General features: G+C 65.8%; 16 protein-coding genes and 1 tRNA gene. 5 read left to right on the plus strand and 12 right to left on the minus strand.

What is annotated here, in order from left to right; all coding sequences use genetic code 11:
* Positions 1-30 precede the first annotated feature (30 nt).
* Both ACZYZ3_RS04800 and ACZYZ3_RS04805 read right to left on the minus strand, forming a co-directional pair.
* Positions 31-906 carry a glycosyltransferase family 2 protein gene (locus ACZYZ3_RS04800; RefSeq protein WP_463962688.1) on the minus strand — a complete coding sequence of 292 codons (876 nt, stop codon included), beginning with the start codon at positions 904-906 and terminating at the stop codon, positions 31-33.
* Between the two features lie 156 nt (positions 907-1,062).
* The gene (locus ACZYZ3_RS04805; protein WP_463962689.1) at positions 1,063-2,076 is read right to left on the minus strand and encodes a hypothetical protein; all 1,014 of its coding nucleotides are present in this window, start codon (positions 2,074-2,076) and stop codon (positions 1,063-1,065) included.
* Positions 2,077-2,231: 155 nt separating this feature from the next.
* On the opposite strand from ACZYZ3_RS04805, the gene ACZYZ3_RS04810 reads away from it, so the two are divergent.
* Both ACZYZ3_RS04810 and ACZYZ3_RS04815 read left to right on the plus strand, forming a co-directional pair.
* Entirely contained in the window at positions 2,232-2,777 is a 546-nt protein-coding gene (locus tag ACZYZ3_RS04810; RefSeq protein ID WP_463962690.1) for a peptidylprolyl isomerase, read from the plus strand.
* 9 nt (positions 2,778-2,786) lie between these two features.
* The gene (locus tag ACZYZ3_RS04815) at positions 2,787-3,668 is read left to right on the plus strand and encodes a rhomboid family intramembrane serine protease (RefSeq protein WP_463962691.1); all 882 of its coding nucleotides are present in this window, start codon (positions 2,787-2,789) and stop codon (positions 3,666-3,668) included.
* A gap of 863 nt (positions 3,669-4,531) precedes the next feature.
* Here ACZYZ3_RS04815 and ACZYZ3_RS04820 read toward each other — a convergent pair.
* Together ACZYZ3_RS04820 and ACZYZ3_RS04825 are read right to left on the minus strand one after the other, a co-directional pair.
* Positions 4,532-5,137, minus strand: a complete 606-nt coding sequence (locus tag ACZYZ3_RS04820) for a DNA-3-methyladenine glycosylase I (protein WP_463962692.1) — start codon at positions 5,135-5,137, stop codon at positions 4,532-4,534.
* Positions 5,138-5,268: 131 nt separating this feature from the next.
* Positions 5,269-5,523 carry a cell division protein CrgA gene (locus tag ACZYZ3_RS04825; RefSeq protein ID WP_463962693.1) on the minus strand — a complete coding sequence of 85 codons (255 nt, stop codon included), beginning with the start codon at positions 5,521-5,523 and terminating at the stop codon, positions 5,269-5,271.
* Positions 5,524-5,737: 214 nt separating this feature from the next.
* On the opposite strand from ACZYZ3_RS04825, the gene ACZYZ3_RS04830 reads away from it, so the two are divergent.
* Complete coding sequence (locus ACZYZ3_RS04830) at positions 5,738-6,379, plus strand: aminodeoxychorismate/anthranilate synthase component II (RefSeq protein ID WP_463962694.1); 642 nt, start codon at positions 5,738-5,740, stop codon at positions 6,377-6,379.
* 16 nt (positions 6,380-6,395) lie between these two features.
* On the opposite strand, the gene pknB is transcribed toward ACZYZ3_RS04830, so the two are convergent.
* The 7 genes from pknB to ACZYZ3_RS04865 are packed head-to-tail and all read right to left on the minus strand — an operon-like array spanning position 6,396 to position 16,053.
* Complete coding sequence (pknB, locus tag ACZYZ3_RS04835; RefSeq protein ID WP_463962695.1) at positions 6,396-8,336, minus strand: Stk1 family PASTA domain-containing Ser/Thr kinase; 1,941 nt, start codon at positions 8,334-8,336, stop codon at positions 6,396-6,398.
* A gap of 6 nt (positions 8,337-8,342) precedes the next feature.
* Positions 8,343-10,172 carry a protein kinase domain-containing protein gene (locus tag ACZYZ3_RS04840; RefSeq protein WP_463962696.1) on the minus strand — a complete coding sequence of 610 codons (1,830 nt, stop codon included), beginning with the start codon at positions 10,170-10,172 and terminating at the stop codon, positions 8,343-8,345.
* On the minus strand, positions 10,169-11,626 hold the full coding sequence (locus tag ACZYZ3_RS04845; RefSeq protein ID WP_463962697.1) for a peptidoglycan D,D-transpeptidase FtsI family protein: 1,458 nt from the start codon (positions 11,624-11,626) through the stop codon (positions 10,169-10,171). The genes ACZYZ3_RS04840 and ACZYZ3_RS04845 overlap by 4 nt, the downstream gene beginning before the upstream one ends.
* Complete coding sequence (locus tag ACZYZ3_RS04850) at positions 11,623-13,074, minus strand: FtsW/RodA/SpoVE family cell cycle protein (RefSeq protein ID WP_463962698.1); 1,452 nt, start codon at positions 13,072-13,074, stop codon at positions 11,623-11,625. The genes ACZYZ3_RS04845 and ACZYZ3_RS04850 overlap by 4 nt, the downstream gene beginning before the upstream one ends.
* Positions 13,071-14,825 (minus strand): PP2C family protein-serine/threonine phosphatase, encoded by a 1,755-nt coding sequence (locus ACZYZ3_RS04855; RefSeq protein WP_463962699.1) that lies wholly within the window; start codon positions 14,823-14,825, stop codon positions 13,071-13,073. Before ACZYZ3_RS04855 ends, ACZYZ3_RS04850 begins: the two co-directional genes overlap by 4 nt.
* Before the next feature lie 2 nt (positions 14,826-14,827).
* The gene (locus tag ACZYZ3_RS04860; RefSeq protein ID WP_463962700.1) at positions 14,828-15,307 is read right to left on the minus strand and encodes an FHA domain-containing protein FhaB/FipA; all 480 of its coding nucleotides are present in this window, start codon (positions 15,305-15,307) and stop codon (positions 14,828-14,830) included.
* Positions 15,304-16,053: an FHA domain-containing protein gene (locus ACZYZ3_RS04865; protein ID WP_463962701.1), complete on the minus strand. Its 750-nt coding sequence runs from the start codon at positions 16,051-16,053 to the stop codon at positions 15,304-15,306. Before ACZYZ3_RS04865 ends, ACZYZ3_RS04860 begins: the two co-directional genes overlap by 4 nt.
* Before the next feature lie 406 nt (positions 16,054-16,459).
* On the opposite strand from ACZYZ3_RS04865, the gene ACZYZ3_RS04870 reads away from it, so the two are divergent.
* A tRNA-Leu gene (locus ACZYZ3_RS04870) sits at positions 16,460-16,542 on the plus strand.
* 193 nt (positions 16,543-16,735) lie between these two features.
* Here ACZYZ3_RS04870 and ACZYZ3_RS04875 read toward each other — a convergent pair.
* Entirely contained in the window at positions 16,736-17,425 is a 690-nt protein-coding gene (locus ACZYZ3_RS04875; protein ID WP_463962702.1) for a TetR/AcrR family transcriptional regulator, read from the minus strand.
* Between the two features lie 183 nt (positions 17,426-17,608).
* Here ACZYZ3_RS04875 and ACZYZ3_RS04880 point away from each other — a divergent pair, with 183 nt between their 5' ends.
* A complete protein-coding gene (locus tag ACZYZ3_RS04880) occupies positions 17,609-19,021 on the plus strand; it encodes a flavin monoamine oxidase family protein (RefSeq protein ID WP_463962703.1) in 1,413 nt (470 codons plus the stop codon).
* Positions 19,022-19,053 lie beyond the last annotated feature (32 nt).

Below are 19,053 nucleotides of genomic sequence, written 5' to 3' on the forward strand. Positions count from 1 at the left end.
GGCGACATACGGCGCCTTCAGGGCCGGGCGCTACTGGCCGCCGCGGCGGGCAGGCTGGGCCGTGTTCACCGTATGGATCGCGCGCAGCAGCTTCGCCGGGAAGTACACCGAGAAAAAGACCACCATGGGGGCCTTGAGCGCCATCTTCTTGACGTTGTGGGCTTTGTAGGTGCGGTCAAAGCGCGTCACGTAGTAGCGGTAGTCGCGGGGAGAGTCTTCCAGCCGGCGTGCAGACATGCCGGAGACCATCAGCGGCCAGTACTGGATCCGGAGGTCGTGGTCGGCCAGGTGCAGGGACAAATCAATGTCCTCGTGCATCTCGTCCTTTTCATCCCGGCACGCCTCGGCCCGGATGATTTCCCACGCGGAACGGCGGAGGGCCATATTGGAGCCAAAGAGAAAGTGATACTGGTGCTTCGCGAGTTTCAGCATCAGCTGGCGCATCTTGTCATCGGCCTTGAGTCCGAAGCGACGCATGGGCATGTCGTAGTAGACCACCGGGCCCGTCGCCGCGTGGACGGATTTGTCCCGGAACGCTTTCTGCACCTGTTCAACCCAGTCGGGCTCCAGCACGGAATCGGCATCGATCCGGCCCAGAATATCCCCCGTGGCGTGATCGAGGCCGAAATTGCGGGTGGGAATCAGGCCTTGGTCTCGGTCCTGGGTGAGCAGGATGATGCGGCTCTCCGGGTATTCCAGTTGCATCTGCCGGACAATGCCGGCCGTGCGGTCCCTGGACATGTTGTCGACGACGATGATCTCGTGCGCCGGGACTGACTGGTAGACGGCGGCAATGAGGCACTGCCGTATGACGCTTTCCTCGTTGTACGCCGGGATGACGATAGACACAGCGGGAGTGTGCACAGCATCGCGTAAGGCATCCTTAGAGGATTTTTCGGGTGACATCCCCCCAAATTTAGCATCAACGCGGTATTTCCAGCCCGGCGCCGGGCAGCGACCCGGCTACGAACTGGTAAACATCGCGCGCAAAAAGGGAGGGATCCCGCCTCGGTGGCGGAATCCCTCCCTCAGCGGCTGACCGCAGGCGGCCCGCAGCTTGTCCTAGCTGCCGGTGGCCTTGTCGGTGCCGTTGTTGCGGCTCGCGGCGATGTTCCGGACGGCAGTCTTTGCATCGGTGGCAATCTTTGCGGAAGCGTCCTTGATGTCCTCGGCGGCGTCCTCGGAAGCATCCTTGACGTCCTCAACAGCGTCCTCGGCCGCGTGCTTGGCCTTGTTAGCGGCGTCGTCGGCAGACTTGGCAACGTCAGCCGAGGCGTCAGCGGCGGTGTCAGCGGCGGAAACCGTGGCTGCGCCGGCCTGGCCGGCAGCTTCCTTGACGGACTCCCTGACGTCGCTGACTGTGGTGGCCGGAACGGGCGCCGGTGTGACCGGAGCGGGCGTCTTCCAGGGATCCTCGACCGGCCTGGATGCCCGCCAGGCGGCAACACCGGCGGCAACTGCCGCGGCGATGATACCGAAGATCAACAGCCCGCGGTGCTTTGGCTTCTTCTTCTGGACCAGCTCACCGCTGACGGCCTTGCTCGCCTTGTTCGCGGCGACCTTGACGTGGCCTCCCGCGGTCTTCGCCTGCTCCTGGACGGAGTGGATGATCCCCGCTTCGCCTAGCCGCTGGGCAACCGCGTCCACATGCCCCGGAGCGCTCTGGAGCGTGCGGTGCACGGCGTCGGAGGCGAGGCCGATCTGGTCCGAAAGCTTCGGCAGGTACTCCACTACCACCCGGTCGCGCGCGTTGGCGATGGCCGGCGTCGCCTTGTCCAGCGCCTCGTGCAGGCGCGGGGTGGCGCCCTCAACGGCGTCGTTGATCTTGGGTGCGAGGTGAGCCAGTCCGTCCTGCAGACGGGGGGTTACCGTCGCAACGCCGTCGGCGAGATTGTAGGCCGCCGACTTCAGCCCCTCCTGGATCTTGGGGGAAGCGGTATCCAGTCCCTGCTGCAGGCGCGGAACGGCCCAGTTAACTGCTGCTTCAACCCGCGGGGTTGCCCAGTCCTTGGCGTTCTCTACTCCGGTGCTGACTGAATGCTCCAGCTCACGGGCAATACGGTCCGTTTTCTTCACAACTACCTCCCGATTAATGTGACGGTTCTGCAGTTAGCCTACGTGGCCCAGACCTCACCGGCTATTCTTCAGGCGGATTTTGGGCGGATTTCACCGAGCGCGGAACTGGCGGACCGGCCCTGTGTGCAGGGGCCTCTCGTGGAAGAATAGGGCTCATGACTGCCATCGCAACCGCAAAAGCAACCATCCACACGAGCATGGGCGACATTGTCGTCAATCTCTTCGGCAACCACGCCCCCAAGACTGTCGAGAATTTCGTCGGACTGGCCACGGGCGAGAAGGCCTGGACCCACCCGGAGTCAGGCGAGGACAAGACCGGGACGCCGCTCTATGACGGCACCATCTTTCACCGCATCATCAAGGACTTCATGATCCAGGCGGGCGATCCCCTGGGCCGGGGCGTGGGCGGCCCGGGCTACAAGTTCGACGATGAAATCCACCCGGAGCTGACATTCAACGAGCCCTACAAGCTGGCCATGGCGAACGCCGGCATCCAGATGGGCCGCGGCACCAACGGCTCGCAGTTCTTCATCACGACCATCCCCACCGGCTGGCTGCAGGGCAAGCACAGCATCTTCGGCGAGGTGGCAGACGACGAGTCCAGGAAGGTTGTGGACGCCATCGAGGGTGTCCGCACCGGAACGGGCGACCGCCCGGTCGAGGACGTCACCATCAACAGCATTGACGTAGAAAAGCTCTAAGCCCAGCGCATGAGCTACGGAATTCCGGCGGCAGAGCCGTCCGCGCAGATCCCGGTGTGCCCCCGGCACCCGGACCGGCCCTCCTATGTGCGCTGCCAGCGTTGCGGGCGCCCAGCGTGCCCCGAATGCCAGCGGGCGGCCGCCGTCGGATTCCAATGCGTTGACTGTGTCAACGAAACAAAACGTACGACGCCAGCGGTCAAGACCGTTTACGGCGGCGCCGTGGCCGCCGGGAAACCCGTGGTTACGCTCTCCCTCATCGGTTTGTGCGCGCTGGTCTTTGTGCTCCAGTGGCTGGTCCCCAACGACGGGATCTACCAGAACCTGGCGTTCGCCACCGTCTATGCCAGCCCGGAGTATGGGGTCTTCGAACCGTGGCGGATGGTGACCTCCGCTTTCCTGCATTCCCAGGGCTTCATCCTCCATATCGCGCTGAATATGTACATGCTGTGGGTGTTTGGCCAGGTGCTTGAGCCCCTCCTGGGACGAATCCGCTTTCTGGCGGTGTATTTGCTGTCCGCATTTGGCGGATCGGTCGGCTACCTCCTGCTGACGCCGGGGTATGTCCCGGGCCAGCCGCTGAGCGGCGTTGTCGGCGCTTCGGGCGCTATCTTTGGGCTTTTCGGCGCCATGCTCGTGGTCCAACGCCGCCGCGGTGGCGACACCAGGCAACTCTGGGTGCTCATCCTTATTAACGGCGCCATCGGCTTCGTGGTCCCCTCGATCGCCTGGCAGGCCCACCTTGGCGGTGCCGTCACGGGCGCCCTGTGTGCCGCCGTCCTGGCGTACACACCCCGCGGCCCGCGACAGAGCCTGCTGCAGGCCGGTGGTCTGATCTTGGTCCTCGCCGTGCTGATCGCAGTCTCCGCCTTCCGCGTCGCCGGCGCCTGAGCCCGCGGGCGCCTTCTGGCGCGCGGCGCTTACTGCACCCTCTCCTGGCGTAGCTGCCGTACCCTTTCTTCGTGCCGTACCGCCCTTCTTGCAGCACCGACCCTCGTACAGCCCCCCCGCAGCCGCGGCTGAGCCGTCGGCTCCCCGTACAGCCAGTCCCATTTGGGTTGTCCACAGGGGTTATCCACACTGTTGGTAACTTACACGCTTGTAGTTCAAGACTCTGTCCCGGATTTGACGGCCACACCGGGCGATTCCGGAGCAGGGCGCATTCGGATCTCCACAATTGTGGATAACCCGTGTGGCTGGCCCTGTGGTTAAGTGGACAACTCGGCGCCGGAGACAGGTCGCGTGCCTCGGAGCGAGATGACGGGCGCGATCAGGCAGCGAGGTTCCACACAGAACCACCGCCCCTGCTGCCTAATCAAATCTGATTTCAACAGGGTTATTCACAGTGTTAATAACCCCCCGTTTGGACTATCCCGGACCGAATTGGCGCCAGTTGGGGCCGGAACCGCCGAAAATCCCCTGACAGTGCCCGGTTATCCCCAGTTGTGGATAAGTTGTGGGTACTGGGGTGTTATCAAGTGGATAACTTAGCGGCGCTGGACCGTTCATTCGAAGTGACGCGCACGTGCCACCCCGCGTTGCCACCAATCCTCCGGGCCACGCGGCAAACTTATCCACAGGGAATCCACACTGTTAGTAACTCACAGCATTGTCATTGCTGAGGGAACGTCCTCCGGAAATGCTTTTCGGGGGCCGCAGTGCAGGGGCAAAGGCGGTGCACAGCAGCGGCCGGCGCCAAAAGTTGTCAACAGTGTGGATAACTTTGGCCGGAGTTGTGCACACCGGCGCGGGGCTTAGCGTGGCCAGATGCCGGAGGTCCCGCGGCGGTGGCTGTCCAGCAGATGGGTATCGATCATGCCGATGGCTTCCATCAGGGCGTACATCGTGGTGGGCCCGACGAACGCGAAACCCCGCTTCCGCAGGGACTTGGACAGCGCGATCGACTCCGCCGAGGTGGTGGGAATTTCCTCGAAGGACGTCGGCTCGGGAGTGGAATCCGGCTGGAAGGACCAGACGAAATCAACCAGCCCGCCGTCGTCGCGCAGGGCAATGGTGGCCTTTGCATTGGTGATGGCGGCACGGATCTTCAGCCGGTTGCGGACGATTCCGGCGTCGAGGAGGAGACTCTCAACATCCGCTTCCGTGAACGCGGCCACCGTCTCGGGATGGAAGTCGCGGAATGCGGCCCGGAATGCCGGCCGTTTCCGGAGAATTGTGGCCCAGGACAGTCCGGCCTGGAAGGCCTCGAGGCTGATGCGCTCGTACAGGCCCTGCTCGTCGCGCACCGGAAGTCCCCACTCGGTGTCGTAGTACTCGCGCAGCATCGGATCCACGGCGGCCCAGGGCGGCCGGGCCAGGCCGTCGTCGCCGATTACCAGGCCTGTTGTTGCCAGGTCCATCTGGACTCCTTCGCTTGCAGGGCGAGCCGCTGTTCTCCCCTCCAGCATTATCGGCCCCTTCGGGGTCCGACGTTAAAAGCGGAAGGCCGGTACACCAGGGTGTACCGGCCTTCCGTGAGAGGCGGCGGGCCTCAGGAACGCCAGCGGGTGGTCATCAGGAAGCCGATGATGGCGATGCCGAAGCCGGCGATAATATTCCCGGATCCCCAGGCAGCAACCGGAAGTGTGCCTTTGCTGATGTAGAAAGTGATGATCCACAGCAGGCCAATGATCATCAGGCCGAACATCACCGGCTTGAACCAGACCGCATTGGGCTTGTTGGCCTGCGCGGCTGATGTCTGCGGCGTTTCGTGGGCAGTCCGTTTGCGGCGCTTTGATTCGGGCACGGGTCCTCCTAGACGGCTGGAACAGGAACGGGACCCTGGCTTGATATCCTGCAAGAAGGAATACCCCGGCGGTCAGCGCTCTTGGTCATGTTGAAGTTCTTATTCGGAGCCAATTCTAGCCGTAGTTCAGGCCACGGGAATGTCCGCCGCGAACGACCTGGATGGCACGATCCACCCGGCTCTCTGATTCAACGATTGGTTCAGCAAGGCACCCATGAGCACAGCCAAGATTCTCGTCGTCGACAACTACGACAGCTTTGTGTACACCCTGGTGGGATACCTCCAGGAACTCGGCGCGGAGACCACGGTGGTCCGCAACGACGACGTCACCCTGGCCGAGGCGGTCGACCTGGCGGAGGCCCGCGACGGCGTCCTCATCTCCCCGGGCCCCGGGAACCCCGCCGGCGCGGGCGTCTGCATCGAGCTGATCAAGTGGTGCGGCAGCCACAACAAACCCATGCTGGGCGTCTGCCTGGGTCACCAGGCACTGGCCGAGGCCTACGGGGGAACGGTCACGCACGCGCCGGAGTTGATGCACGGCAAGACCTCCCTCGTGGAGCACCACGGCACCAGTGTGTTCGCCGGGCTGCCTTCGCCGTTCACGGCGACCCGCTACCACTCCCTCGCGGCCGTCCGTGAGAGTATCCCGGAGGTCCTGGAGATCACCGCGGAGACGGGAACCGGAGTCGTCATGGGGCTCCAGCACCGCACCGCCCCACTCTGCGGGGTGCAGTTCCACCCGGAATCCGTGCTCACTGAAGGCGGCTACCGGATGCTCGGGACCTGGCTCGAATCGCTCGGCATGGCCGGCGCGGCCCAGCGTGCAGCATCGCTGAGCCCGCTCATCAAGCACTAGGCCAACCAGGAGGGACTCAGTCGCCCTTGGTGGATGTCGGGGTCGGTGTGGGTGTGGGGCTCGGCGGTGGGGGCGGCGGAGCCTTGGCCACGGTGACGGAGACCGCCTTTCCCTGTTCCACGAGAGCCTCCGCGGCGTCGGACTGTCCGGTGACCTTACCCGGTTCGACCTGGGAATTTTCCACTTCTGTGGCAATCATGACCAGGCCCTGCGCCTTCAGGGCCGCTTCAGCCTCGGCCTGGGGAAGCCCGACCAGCTGGGGCACCACAACCTTGCCGGTGGAGACGATGATTTCCACGAGGCTGCCGGCGGCCACGTTCTGGCCCGGCGCCGGGTTGGTGGTGATCACGATTCCGGCCGGGACCGTGGGGCTGTTGGCCATGGTGGTGCCCGGCGCTCCGGCGAGACCCTTCTGGCGCAGCACATCGCGCGCGGCCGCCTCAGTGCGTCCGGGCAGGTCGGCAGGGATGGCGATGACGCTGGGACCTTCGGAGATGTTCAGCGTGATGTCGGAATTCGGGTCCAGCGAGCTCCCCATAGCCGGGACGGTGCCGACCGCAATGCCCTTGGCGATCGTCTCGTGCTGCATCCGGCTGAGCTGGGGTTTCAGTCCTGCATTGTAGAGTTTTTGGAGGGCCTCTGTCTCGGTCAACGACGTCACCGACGGCACGAGGACCTTGGCTACCGGGGGCGGCGCCTGGTTCATCATGTTGTAGAGCCAGAGGCCGCCGCCTGCCAGTACAAGGACGGTGACGACTACCAGGGCGGTGATCCACGTCCGACGCCGGGACTGCTGACGCGGGGTGTGCTCGCGCTCGGGCGGCAGGACCAGCGGCAGGCTGCCGCTGTCCGCGGCGCCATAGACGACACCCTGGACCATCAGCGCGTTCTCATCGTCCGGGGTTTCCAGCGCGGGCCGGAGACGCCCGGTGGGGGTCTCGTCGAGGAACTTCGCGCCGGTCACGGAGAAGGCGGCCGTCGGCGTGCCGTCCGGGGCCGGGACCGTGTCATTGGGGTCAGTGGGGGCTTCGCTCGCGGCCGGCGCGGCGACGCCAACCCCGCTCTGCGCGGCCCGGAGGGCACGGCGGAACGCGGCGGCATCCTGGAAGCGGTCCGCGCGGTTCTTCTGCAGCGCCTTCATCAGCACGCTGTCCAGCGCCTCGGACACGTCAGGATTCAAGCTGCTGGCCAGTTCGGGGATCTCACGCACATGCTGGTAAGCCACCGACACGGGGCTGTCGCCGATGAAGGGCGGGCGGCCGGCAAGCATCTCGTACAACAGGCAGCCGGCAGAGTAAAGATCGCTGCGGGCATCCACGGTCTCACCGCGGGCCTGTTCCGGTGAAAGGTACTGGGCGGTGCCCACCACGGCCTGGGTTTGGGTCATGGTCGCTGCCGAGTCCGCCATGGCGCGGGCAATCCCGAAGTCCATCACCTTGACGCTGTTGGATGCCGGGCAGAACATCACATTGGCGGGTTTGATGTCGCGGTGCACAATCCCGGCCTTGTGGCTGTAATCCAGGGCCGCGAGCACCCCCAGGGAGAAGTCAATCGCCTGGTCGATGCTGACTTCCTTGGCCCGGATCAGGTCCCGGATCGTCTTGCCCGAGACAAACTCCATCACGATGTACGGCACCCGGACGGTGTCTTCGTGGTCGCCGGGGACGGCGTGGTCCCCGGTGTCGTAGATAGCCACGATCGAGGGATGGTTCAGCGCGGCCACCGCCTGCGCCTCGCGCTTGAACCTGGCCTGGAACTGGGGGTCCCGGGCCAGGTCCGGGCGGAGCAGTTTGACCGCCACGGTGCGTCCAAGACGGGTGTCGACGCCGCGGAAGACGTCGGCCATGCCGCCGCGGCCGATCAGCTCACCCAGCTCATAGCGCCCGCTAAGGACGCGCTGGGTGTTCACGGGGCCGCGGTCCTCCCGGTGCGATGGGGTGCGGGGTGAAGTGGACATAGGGGGCTACGTTCCCGTGGGGCTGGGGGTTGATCCCGCGGCTGCGGGCTTGGCCAGGTGGTAGGTCACGAGCGCCCCGGCGGGTACCTTGCTGCCGGAAGCGGGCTCGGAACTGACGAAGGTTCCGGGCGCCTCTTTCTTGTTCGTCGGATTCACGTCGGGCCCCTTGGCCCAGCGCAGGCCGGCATTCTGGATGGCCTGCTGGACGGTGGCTTCACTGGCGCCGGACTGCAGAGGCGGGACCGGCACAGTCTCCGGAGCCTTGGTGGGCTCCGGACCCTTGGAGTAGGTCACCGTGATGGTCGTGTCAGGCTGGACCCGCCCGGCCGGGTCGATTTCCAGCACCGTTCCGGGGGCGGATTCGTCGAAGACTTCCGCTCCGGTAACGCCGAGCCCCAGGCCAATCAGTTCAGTTCGGACTCCGTTGTATGGACGGCCCAGGTAGCTTTCCGGAATCAGGTTGATGGCGGCCGGTGTGGACTGCGTCGGTGCCGCGGAGCTGCTGGTGGGGCTGGCGCTCGTGGTCGAGGGCGAGGCGCTGGTGGGGGCCGGTGACGCGCTGGTGGTGGTGGCGCTGCTGCTCGCCGGATTCTGCGGGAACAGGATCCCGGCCTGGGTCAGCATGACACCCACCAGCGCGAACAGCACCAGCAGGATCAGGGCAATCAGCGGCCAGGTCCAGGGGCTGCGCCCGCGGCGTTCCGGCTCAGTGGCCGGTTCGTCGTAATCGTCGTCCTCCTCCTGGACCCAATTGCGTTCCGCGGCGAGGGCGTCGGCACGCGCCACTGTGTTGCGGGCCCCATACGCGCTGGCGGCGGCGGCTCCGGCGGCGGCTCCGGCGGCGGCGCCCGCTCCGGCGGCGCCGATCACGGGCAGAGCCGAGGTGGCCGACGTCGTACGGTCCGCAGCGCCAATGACTCCGGTTGCTGCCGTCGGGATGTCAACCGGTGCCGTGATCGGCCCGGTTGCTGCCTCGAAGAGCAACATGCCCGGGACGGCGGCGTGTGCTGCCGGGATGTCGCCGTTGCGGATAGCCTCGGCGGCCTCGGACAGTTTGAGGGCGTCGGCCGGTCGGTTCTTCGGGTCCTTGGCCAGCATGGACATCAGCAGGGCGCGGACCGGCTTCGGCAGGGTTTCCGGCAGCGGCGGCGGCGCGTCGTTGACCTGGGCCAGCGCGATCGCGATCTGGGATTCCCCGGAAAACGGGCGGTGCCCGGTGAGGCACTCGTAGCCGATGACACCGAGGGCATAGATATCCGAGGCGCCGGTAGCCAGCTGTCCGGTTGCCTGCTCCGGAGCCAGGTACTGGGCGGTGCCCATAACCTGGCCGGTCTGGGTGAGCGGGACCTGGTCGGCCAGCCGGGCGATGCCGAAGTCCGTGACCTTGACGCGGCCGTCCGGGGTGATCAGCAGGTTGCCCGGCTTGACGTCGCGGTGGACCAGGCCCTGGGCGTGGGCCACCGAGAGGGCTCGGGCGGTCTGCGCGATCATGGACAGGGTCCGGTCCGGGGAGAGCACCTGTTCATGTTCGATGATGCTGCTCAGCGGCTGGCCCGGGACCAGCTCCATGACGAGGTAGGCGGAGCCTTCTTCCTCGCCGTAGTCAAAGACGTTGGCGATGCCCACGTGGTTCAGGAGTGCCGTGTGGCGGGCTTCGGCGCGGAAGCGCTGCAGGAAGCCGGGGTCGCCCGTGTACTCCTCCTTGAGCACCTTGATGGCGACGATGCGGCCAAGGATCAGATCTTTGGCCTTCCAGACTTCTCCCATGCCGCCGATCGCAATACGCGTGGTCAGCTGGAATCTGCCGCCGAGGGTGATTCCTGATGAAGGCCTCACTTATTCAACACCGCCTCAAAAATCTTCTTCGCGTTCGGACTGGTTAGCTTTGCGCCGGTGGTGATGTCTACGCCTTCCATGACGATGGTGACAGCCACCTGCGGGTCGTTCGCCGGGGCGAACCCGGTAAACCATGAGTTGTTCCGGCCGTCCCCGAGTTCCGCGGTACCGGTCTTGCCGGCCACCTTGACCCCGGGCACTGCCGCGCCGCGGCCGATGCCCTCGCTGACGACGCTGACCATCCACTCGTTGATCTGCCGGGCAATCTCCGGCGTGGTGGAGGTCCGGAGGGCCTGGGGTTTCGGCTCGTTGATCGGCCGCAGGTCCGGGGAGCGTACGGCCTTGATCAGGTTCGGCTGCATCTGCACACCGTTGTTGGCGATCGCGGCGGTCATCTGGTTGATCTGCAGCGGCGTGGCCCGGACGTCCCGCTGGCCGATCGACGACTGGGCCAGGCTGGCGTCATCCAGCTCTTCGGTCGGGAAGAAACTCGGCGCGGAGTCCAGTTTCAGCTCGTCGCCCCAGTCCTGCCCGAAGCCGAACTTCTCTGCCTCGTCCGCAATGGCCTGCTGCCCCAGGTCCAGGGCGATACTGGCAAACGGCGTGTTGCAGGATTGCTGCAGGGCGAAGGCAAAAGTCGCCGTGTCGCGGGCGTAGCAGTTGCCGCCGGCGTAATTGGGCAGCGTGTACTGGATGCCGGGGAAAGACATCTCCGCAGGGTTGGGCAGGATGCTGTCCTTGTTGTACTTTCCCGATTTGAGCGCCGCGGACGTGTCGATGAGCTTGAACACCGACCCCGGGGCCAGCAACTCCCCGGTGGGTCCGCTGACGTTCTGGTTCAGGTTGATCCCGGGAACCTTGTTCAGCTCTGCGAAGTTTGCGGCCTCAGCCACCGGGTCCTGGGTGGCGATCAGGTTGGGATCGTAGGACGGCTTGGACACCATGGCGATGATCGCGCCGGTCTTCGGGTTGGTCACCACGATCGATCCACGCTGGCCGGCCGGGATGAGGTCGAAGGCGAGCTTTTGGATCTTGGGATCGACGGTGAGCTCCACGGAGGCACCCTTGGGCTGGTTGCCCAGGAACAGCTGCCCAACCCGGTCCAGGAACTGTTGGTCCGAGCTGCCGGCGAGCTCCTTGTTCATCGTGCTTTCAAGCCCGGTCACGCCGAAGCTCCGGGAGAAATAGCCGGTGATCCCGGCGTAGGGTTCCGGCTGGTTGTAAGTGCGCTGGAACGCGCAGCTCTCCGCGGCGGCGACGGACTCGGCCACCGGGGCACCGCCCACGATGATGGCGCCGCGGTCGTTGCAGTAGTTCTGCAGGAGGGTGCGCTTGTTCCAGGCATTGGCCTCCAGCTCGTCCGCTCCAACCACCTGGACGTAGCTGAGGGCACCGAAGATCAAGACGAACATCGCGATTGCGGCGATCCAGGCGTTGCGAATGGCTTGGTTCACAGCTTCACCGCCTCGGTCGGGGCGTCCGGACTGTTTCGTCCGGTGCCGGGCATGGTGGCCGGCTTCGAAGGCATGGCAGGCAATACTTTCTGGGGGTCGGGTTCCTCGCCGGGGGCCAGTGGTGTTGTGTCCACCGGGCCGCGCGCCGTATGCGAGATCATCAGCAACAGTCCGACGATGATCCAGTTGGCCAGCAGCGATGAGCCGCCAGCGGCCAGGAACGGCGTGGTGAGGCCGGTGAGGGGAATGAGCCGGGTGACGCCGCCGATCACGACAAAGCACTGCAGGGCAATGGCGAAGGACAGCCCGGTGGCAAGCAGCTTGCCGAACGCGTCACGGGTGCCGAGCGCCGCGCGGAAGCCCCGGGTGAAGAGCAGCAGGTACATCAGGACGATCGCGAAGAGACCGATCAACCCGAGTTCCTCGCCGAAGGAGGCAATGATCATGTCGCTGTTGGCGAACGGAACCAGATTGGGGCGTCCCTGGCCGAGGCCGGTGCCGACCAGTCCGCCGTTGGCCATGCCGAATAGTCCTTCGACGATCTGCAGGCTACCGCCGAACGCGCGGCCGTAGACCTCGTCGGTGAAGGCGTTGATCCAGCCGTCAATCCGCAGGGCGACGTGGGAGAAGACGCGAGAGGCGACGAAACCGCCGACTGCGATGAGCCCGACGCCGATGACCACCCAGCTGATGCGGCTCGTGGCGACGTAGATCATCACCAGAAAAAGACCAAAGAAAAGGATCGACGAGCCGAGGTCCCGCTGGAAGATCAGCACTCCAATGCTCACGAGCCAGGCGGCGATCATGGGGCCCATGTCCTTGAACCGCGGGAACTGGAGGGGACCGACTTTCCGCCCGGCCAGCAGGATGAGATCGCGGTTGGAGGAAAGATACCCGGCAAAGAATATAGCGAGGGTGATTTTGGCGATTTCACCGGGCTGGAAGGTCATCGAGCCGAACTTGATCCAGACCCGCGCGCCCAGGATTTCGCCGGCCGTTATGCCGGGGACCAGAGGGAGGATCAGCAGGATTGCACTGGCGGCCAGGGAGATGTAGGTAAAGCGGCGGAGGATCCGGTGGTCCTTGAGGAACCAGATGACAGCGACAGAAACGGCCATGGCCACCAGGGTCCAGCGCAGCTGGTTGTTGCCGGTGTCCTCCCCGACCCGGTCCAACCGGTGGATCATGGCGAGGCCGAGGCCGTTGAGCGCCACTACCAGCGGAAGAATTACCGGATCGGCATATTTTGCCCGAAGACGCAGGACGACATGGAACGCGAGGGCGGCGGCGGCGAGCAGGCTCGATTGGAACCAGAAATCGGTGTCGAACGCTCTCTGCTGGTCCACTCCGACCAGGGCGTTGGCCCCAATGCCGACGGCAAGGGCCAGCACCAGCAGGACGAGCTCTACGTTCCGCCGCGGGCGAGGTGCGGGATCGATGGGTGTCATTTCACCGCCTCGCAGACAGGAGTCGTGGCCGCCGGCGAAGGTGCCGCGGTTCCGGCCGCGCCGGGACTCGCCGTGGCACCCGGATCCGCAGTCGCGCCGGGCGTGGCAGGGGTCGGAGACGGGGTGATGCACTCGTCCGCGGGGGCGGTGGTGCCGGTGCGCTCAAGGTTCTTAACGATCCGCTGGGCGTCATAGAGGTCCCGGGCCGGCACGGTCTGGCGCACCCTCTGCTGGGAAAATTCGGGGAGTTCTGACATCCGGATTTCGGTCACCGCTTCGAGGGTGGAGAGCTGGATGGGTCCCAGACGCTGGGAGACCCCGTTGAAGATGGCTACACGCTGGTCGTGCTCGCCGATGTAGTACCGCGTCTGGGTCCATGCGTAGCCCAGCCATAGACCCACCGTGAGAAAAGCCACGATGGCCGCGGCAATGGACACCGTCACCCAGCGGCGGGGCCGGCCGGCCTGCCGGTACTCTTCGGCTTCCTCCCGCGCCTGCTCCGACTTGTGGGTCAGGACCGTTGCCGCCCGGCGGGCCATGGTACGCCCCGCAATGGTGGGGATGGAGCCGGCTGCCGCGGCTGTAGCGGCAGCGCCCACGAGCTCGTGGGGGCGGCCGGCCAGTTCCTCGCGGAGCACCTCGGCGGACAGATGCTCACCCAGGTGGGGGTCGGTGGAGGTTATAGGTTCGCCCGGTCCGGGGGAGCCGCCGGCCGGCCGGTCGACGGCTGTGCCGGCGTCGGACCGGGAGTCCGCGGCCCCGGACGGAGCGGGGGTCGTCGCGATTCCTCCGGCCAGTGGGACTGTGGCGGAGGCGCCGGTCTCGCCATGGGCCTTAGGCGGCGCCTCGGCAGTCTTCGCTGCACCAAAGGTGTCTCCGGCCTGGCGGAGGCCTTCGGACACGATCGCGGCAACGGTGGCCGGCGGCGTCGACGGGACAATTTCGACGGCGGCGGTGCGGACGTCGTCGGTGGTCTGTTCGGCGATTTCCAGCATCACCACGGTGACGTTGTCCGGGGCGCCGGCCTCCAGAGTGAGATCGACCAGCAGCTCAACGCATTCCCGCAGGCTGCTGGTCTCCCGGACGGTACGCTCCACGACGTGGCCGGCGACGTAGTTCAGACCGTCGGAACAGAGCAGCCAGCGCTCACCCGGTACGACCTCGAGCGTTGCCAGGTCCAGTTCAGGGCTGGCATCGACATCGCCAAGGACGCGCATCAGGACGTTCTTGTGCGGATGGGTCTCCGCTTCTTCGGGGCGGAGCCTGCCTTCATCGATCAGGCGCTGCACGAAGGTGTGGTCCACGCTGACCTGCTCGAATTCGCCGTTCCGGAGCCGGTACGCGCGGGAGTCACCAATATGGGCGAAGTGCAGCTTGCCCTCGGCCAGCAGGAGGGCGGTGACGGTGGTCCCCATGCCGGCCAGCTTGGGATCGATGTGGACGAGTTCGGACAGCAGGGAGTTGGCGGTCTGGATCTCGTCGGCCAGGACAGTGCCGGCGTCGCCGTCGTAATCGTCGCTGTCGAGATGGATCATGTCCAGCACCGTGGCGGCAGAGGCGACATCGCCGCCGGCGTGTCCACCCATTCCGTCGGCGACGACGGCGAGGTGCCGGCCGACGTAGGCGGAGTCGTCGTTCTTCGCGCGCACGCTGCCGACGTCGGAACGCGCGGCGTAGCGCATGATGAGCGGCCGCTTGGGGGCAGTTGTTTTGCCTTCGGCCCTGTCTGTGGGGCGATCAGGGGCAGCCACGGCTACGGCCTCAATTCAATGACCGTCTTGCCGATTCTCACGGGGACACCCAGCTCTACGGGCAGTGCCCTGGTGAGCTGCTGGTCGGCCAGATAGGTGCCGTTGGTCGAGCCAAGATCCTCGATAAACCAGCGGCTGCCCTGCGGGAACAGGCGGGCATGGCGGCCCGAGGCATAGTCATCCTCCAGCACAAGGGTGGCTTCCTGGGCGCGGCCCAGCAGGATGGGGCTGGCGGCCAGCTGGATCGTGGTGCCCTTGAGCGGGCCCTCGGTCACGACCAGTTGGCGGGGCTGTTGCCTGACGGGGGCCGCCGGCTCGGCCAGGGCCGGGTTCTTGCGGACCTGCCGCGCCGTGGGGGCGCCCGCTGCTGCCTTGCGTCCGATCATGAGGTCGCGTCGCATGGCGGCAACAATGCTGAGAATGAGCACCCACAGGAGCAGGAGGAATCCGAAGCGCAGGGCGGTGATGGTCAGTTCGCTCATCGGCGGCCGCCCGGGCTGGCGGGCAAAAGTCGGAAGATGATCTTGGTCCGTCCCATTGTGATCGTGGAGCCGTCGGTGAGCTCCGAGGAGCCCACAATCTTGTGGCCGTTGACGTAGCTGCCGTTCGTGGAGCCCAGATCCACGGCCTGGGCGGTGCCCGGGCCCGTGCGGATTTCCAGATGGCGGCGGGAAACGCCGGTGTCGTCAATAAGAATGTCCGCTTCGGAGGAACGTCCCAGCACGATCGCCGGGGCGTTCAAGGAGTAGCGCTGCCCGTCGATGTCCAGCACGGGCTGCATCCGGGAGGGCTGGCGCGTCGGCGCGGCTGGCATTCCGGCGTGCGCGGCCGGCTGGGCCGGTGCGGAGGCGGACGGATTCTTTTCGGTCCGGGCCTTGATCTCGAAGTCGCCGGCGCGGCGGTCCCCGTCACGGCGGAAACTGATCCGGACGGGACCCGGGAGGGTGTAGCCCTGGCTACGCACGTGGTTGATGACCACGTCGCAAAGTTCTTCAGCCAGCGGAGTGCCCCATTCCTGGGCCCGTAGGAAGTCATCGTCGCTGAGGAAGACGTCGAAGACGTTGGGGGCGAGGGTCCGTCCCGCGGCGATGGTGATGGCCTTGTTGTCGACCTCGCGGCGGAGGTGGCTGGCGATCTCGACCGGCTCAACCTGGGCGCGAGAACCGGTGGAGAAGACTCCACGGACGGCCTTTTCGATGCCGCGCTCGACTTTGTCCAGCAATCCCATGGTCCTTCTCCTTTCGTGACGGCTGCAGGGCAGCATTCGTTCCGAACTCGGTTTCCCACATCTGCGGGAGCCCGCTGTCAGCGGGCACTCCTACATCAGATACTACTGGGCGAGTCTGGGAATGGCCTTAATGCGCGTCGCCACCCCGCGCCGGAAAATCGCGCCGGACCGGCCCTGACGTGCACGGACATCGGGTCGCTGCGCCCGCCGAAGATGACGTCCAGGGGTGCGGTGAGGGTCCGGTCCGGGTGGTGCGGCCCCCGGATGTCGTGCGCTGTATGTCCTGATCTGTCCCGCTCCGGAGGCCGATTGGTGTTTTCCCACGGTTGTCCGTTATGCTTGATCTCGCTGCTTTCACGAGGTTCACGGCCCGATTCTGGACCGACAACTCCGTGGAGGAAGTTGCGCGCGAGTGGCGGAACGGCAGACGCGCTGGCTTCAGGTGCCAGTGTCCGAAAGGGCGTGGGGGTTCAAATCCCCCCTCGCGCACGCAAAATGAAAGAACCCCGGTCTTAGGACCGGGGTTCTTTTGGTTTAACCCGGGACGCCAACAAGGACTGCTATCCCGGGCCGCCGATCGCCTCCGCTGACGGCCCGTCACCCCAAAGCAACGCGGGGTCACTTCCGGCCCATCCCGGAGGGGATTATGGGCCGGAAGTGACCCCGCGTTGCTTTTCGGCGGTCAGCCGCGGAGCGTCCCGAAGCGCGCGATCATCGCCTCCAGGCCGAGGTTGAAGGCGACGTCGGCGGGTTTGTCGTAGCCTTCCAGGTCCTGCTGCTTGACGGCGGCGGTGAAGTTCGGCGTCGAGTCCGCCATGCTGCCGGAGGCAAAAATGTCCGCCGGCGCCGTGACGTCGTAGGCGGAGCCAAAGATGAAGGATTCCAGCGCCACGATCGCGGACACGATCAGCCCCTGCGGGAAACCCGCGCGGCTGAACCCGGCGCTGACGGCCTCATACATGGCCAGCGTCTTGGGGGCGTCGGTCACCGGGAGCACGGCGATCACCGGGATCAGCGGCGTGTGCTTGGAGAACACGTCGCGGTAGCTCCAGGCCCAACTGCGCACGGCCTGGTCCCACGGTTCGGCCTCGAAGAGGGACACATCAACGAATGACGTCAGGTGGTCCTGGACCAGCACGAGGACGTCGCGCTTGGACGAGACATGGTTGTACAGGGCCGACGGCGCCACGTTCAGCGTCCGGGCCAGAGCAGCCATCGTGAATCCGTCATAGCCGCTCTTCCCGATGAGCTGCAGCGCCGCCGCCGTGATGCCGTCCTGGTCGAGGACGGCCGCCGCTGGCCTGCCCACCCGGCGGCGCGGTTTCGCGTCGTGGCGGTGCGGATCGGCAGGGGCGCTGGTTGATGCCGGCATTGCTGGCCTTCCTGCGGTCGGTGTCCTGGATGCTCCCATTGTTCCCACTTTACGGGCACTTTCCCTGGGAAATGTCCTGCGCGGGAGCTCTTCCCTGAGGCCTTCAAAGGGTCTATAGTCATCCTAAATGAACGGCATTCATTTAGTGGTCCGCATCACTACAGCGGCCACAGAGAGGACATCATGCTGGAACTTGACCGCGACGTCGTCATCGTCGGAGCCGGCCCCGCCGGGCTGACCGCAGCCCGGGAGCTGAAGAAGGCCGGCCTGAGCGTGGCCGTCCTGGAGGCGCGCGACCGTGTCGGCGGCCGCACCTGGACCGACACCATCGACGGTGCCATGCTGGAGATCGGCGGCCAGTGGGTCTCCCCGGACCAGACCGAACTGCTGGCGCTCCTTGACGAGCTTGGCCTGCAGACCTACTCGCGTTACCGCGACGGCAAGTCCGTCTACATCGGCTCCGACGGCAAGCGCACCCTCTATACGGGCGAAACCTTTCCGGTCAGCGAAACCACCGCCGCCGAAATGGACAAGCTCACCGCCCTGCTGGATTCCCTCGCCGCCGAGGTCGGCCCCACCGAGCCGTGGGCGCACCCCAAGGCCAGGGAGCTGGACACCATCTCTTTCCACCACTGGCTGCGGGAGAACTCCTCGGATGAGGAAGCCTGCAACAACATCGGGCTCTTCATTGCCGGCGGCATGCTGACCAAGCCCGCCCACGCCTTCTCCGCGCTGCAGGCCGTGCTGATGGCAGCCTCCGCCGGATCCTTCAGCCACCTCACCGACGAAGACTTCATCCTGGACAAGCGCGTCATCGGCGGAATGCAGCAGCTCTCCGAGCTGCTCGCGGCCGAACTGGGTGACGACGTCGTGCTGGACAGCCCGGTGCGCACCATCAACTGGGTGCCATCCTCCGCAGGGGGAACTGAAGTAAACACTGCAGGGCACCGGGTGACGGCTGTTTCCGAGCGCGCCACCGTGAAGGCGCGCTTCGTCATCATGGCCGTGCCGCCGAACCTCTACTCCCGGGTCTCCTTCAACCCGCCGCTGCCGCGCCGCCAGCACCAGATGCACCAGCACCAGTCCCTCGGCCTGGTCATCAAGGTTCACGCCGTCTACAGCTCCCCGTTCTGGCGCGAGGACGGCCTCTCCGGAACCTGCTTCGGCGCCTCCGCCCTGGTCCAGGAGGTCTACGACAACACCAACCACGAGGACGCCCGCGGCACCCTGGTCGGCTTCGTCTCGGATGAGAAGGCCGATGCCATGTTCGAGCTCAGCGCCGAGGAACGCCGCCGTGCCATCCTCGAATCAATGGCCGGATTCCTGGGGGACACGGCCCTCGAACCGGAGGTCTACTACGAATCGGACTGGGGCTCCGAGGAGTGGACCCGCGGCGCCTATGCCTCCAGCTACGACCTCGGCGGACTGCACCGCTATGGCAAGGACCAGCACGCCCCGGTCGGCCCGATCTTCTGGTCCTCCTCTGACCTCGCTGCCGAGGGCTACCAGCACGTCGACGGTGCGGTCAGGATGGGACGCCAGACGGCGGCCCGGATTGTCGCAGCCGCAGACCGCAGCTCCGTGGCCTCCCATTAGCCCGAACCTCCCACCCAACCCAACAGCTCAGA

This window comes from Pseudarthrobacter linnaei, assembly GCF_055412825.1.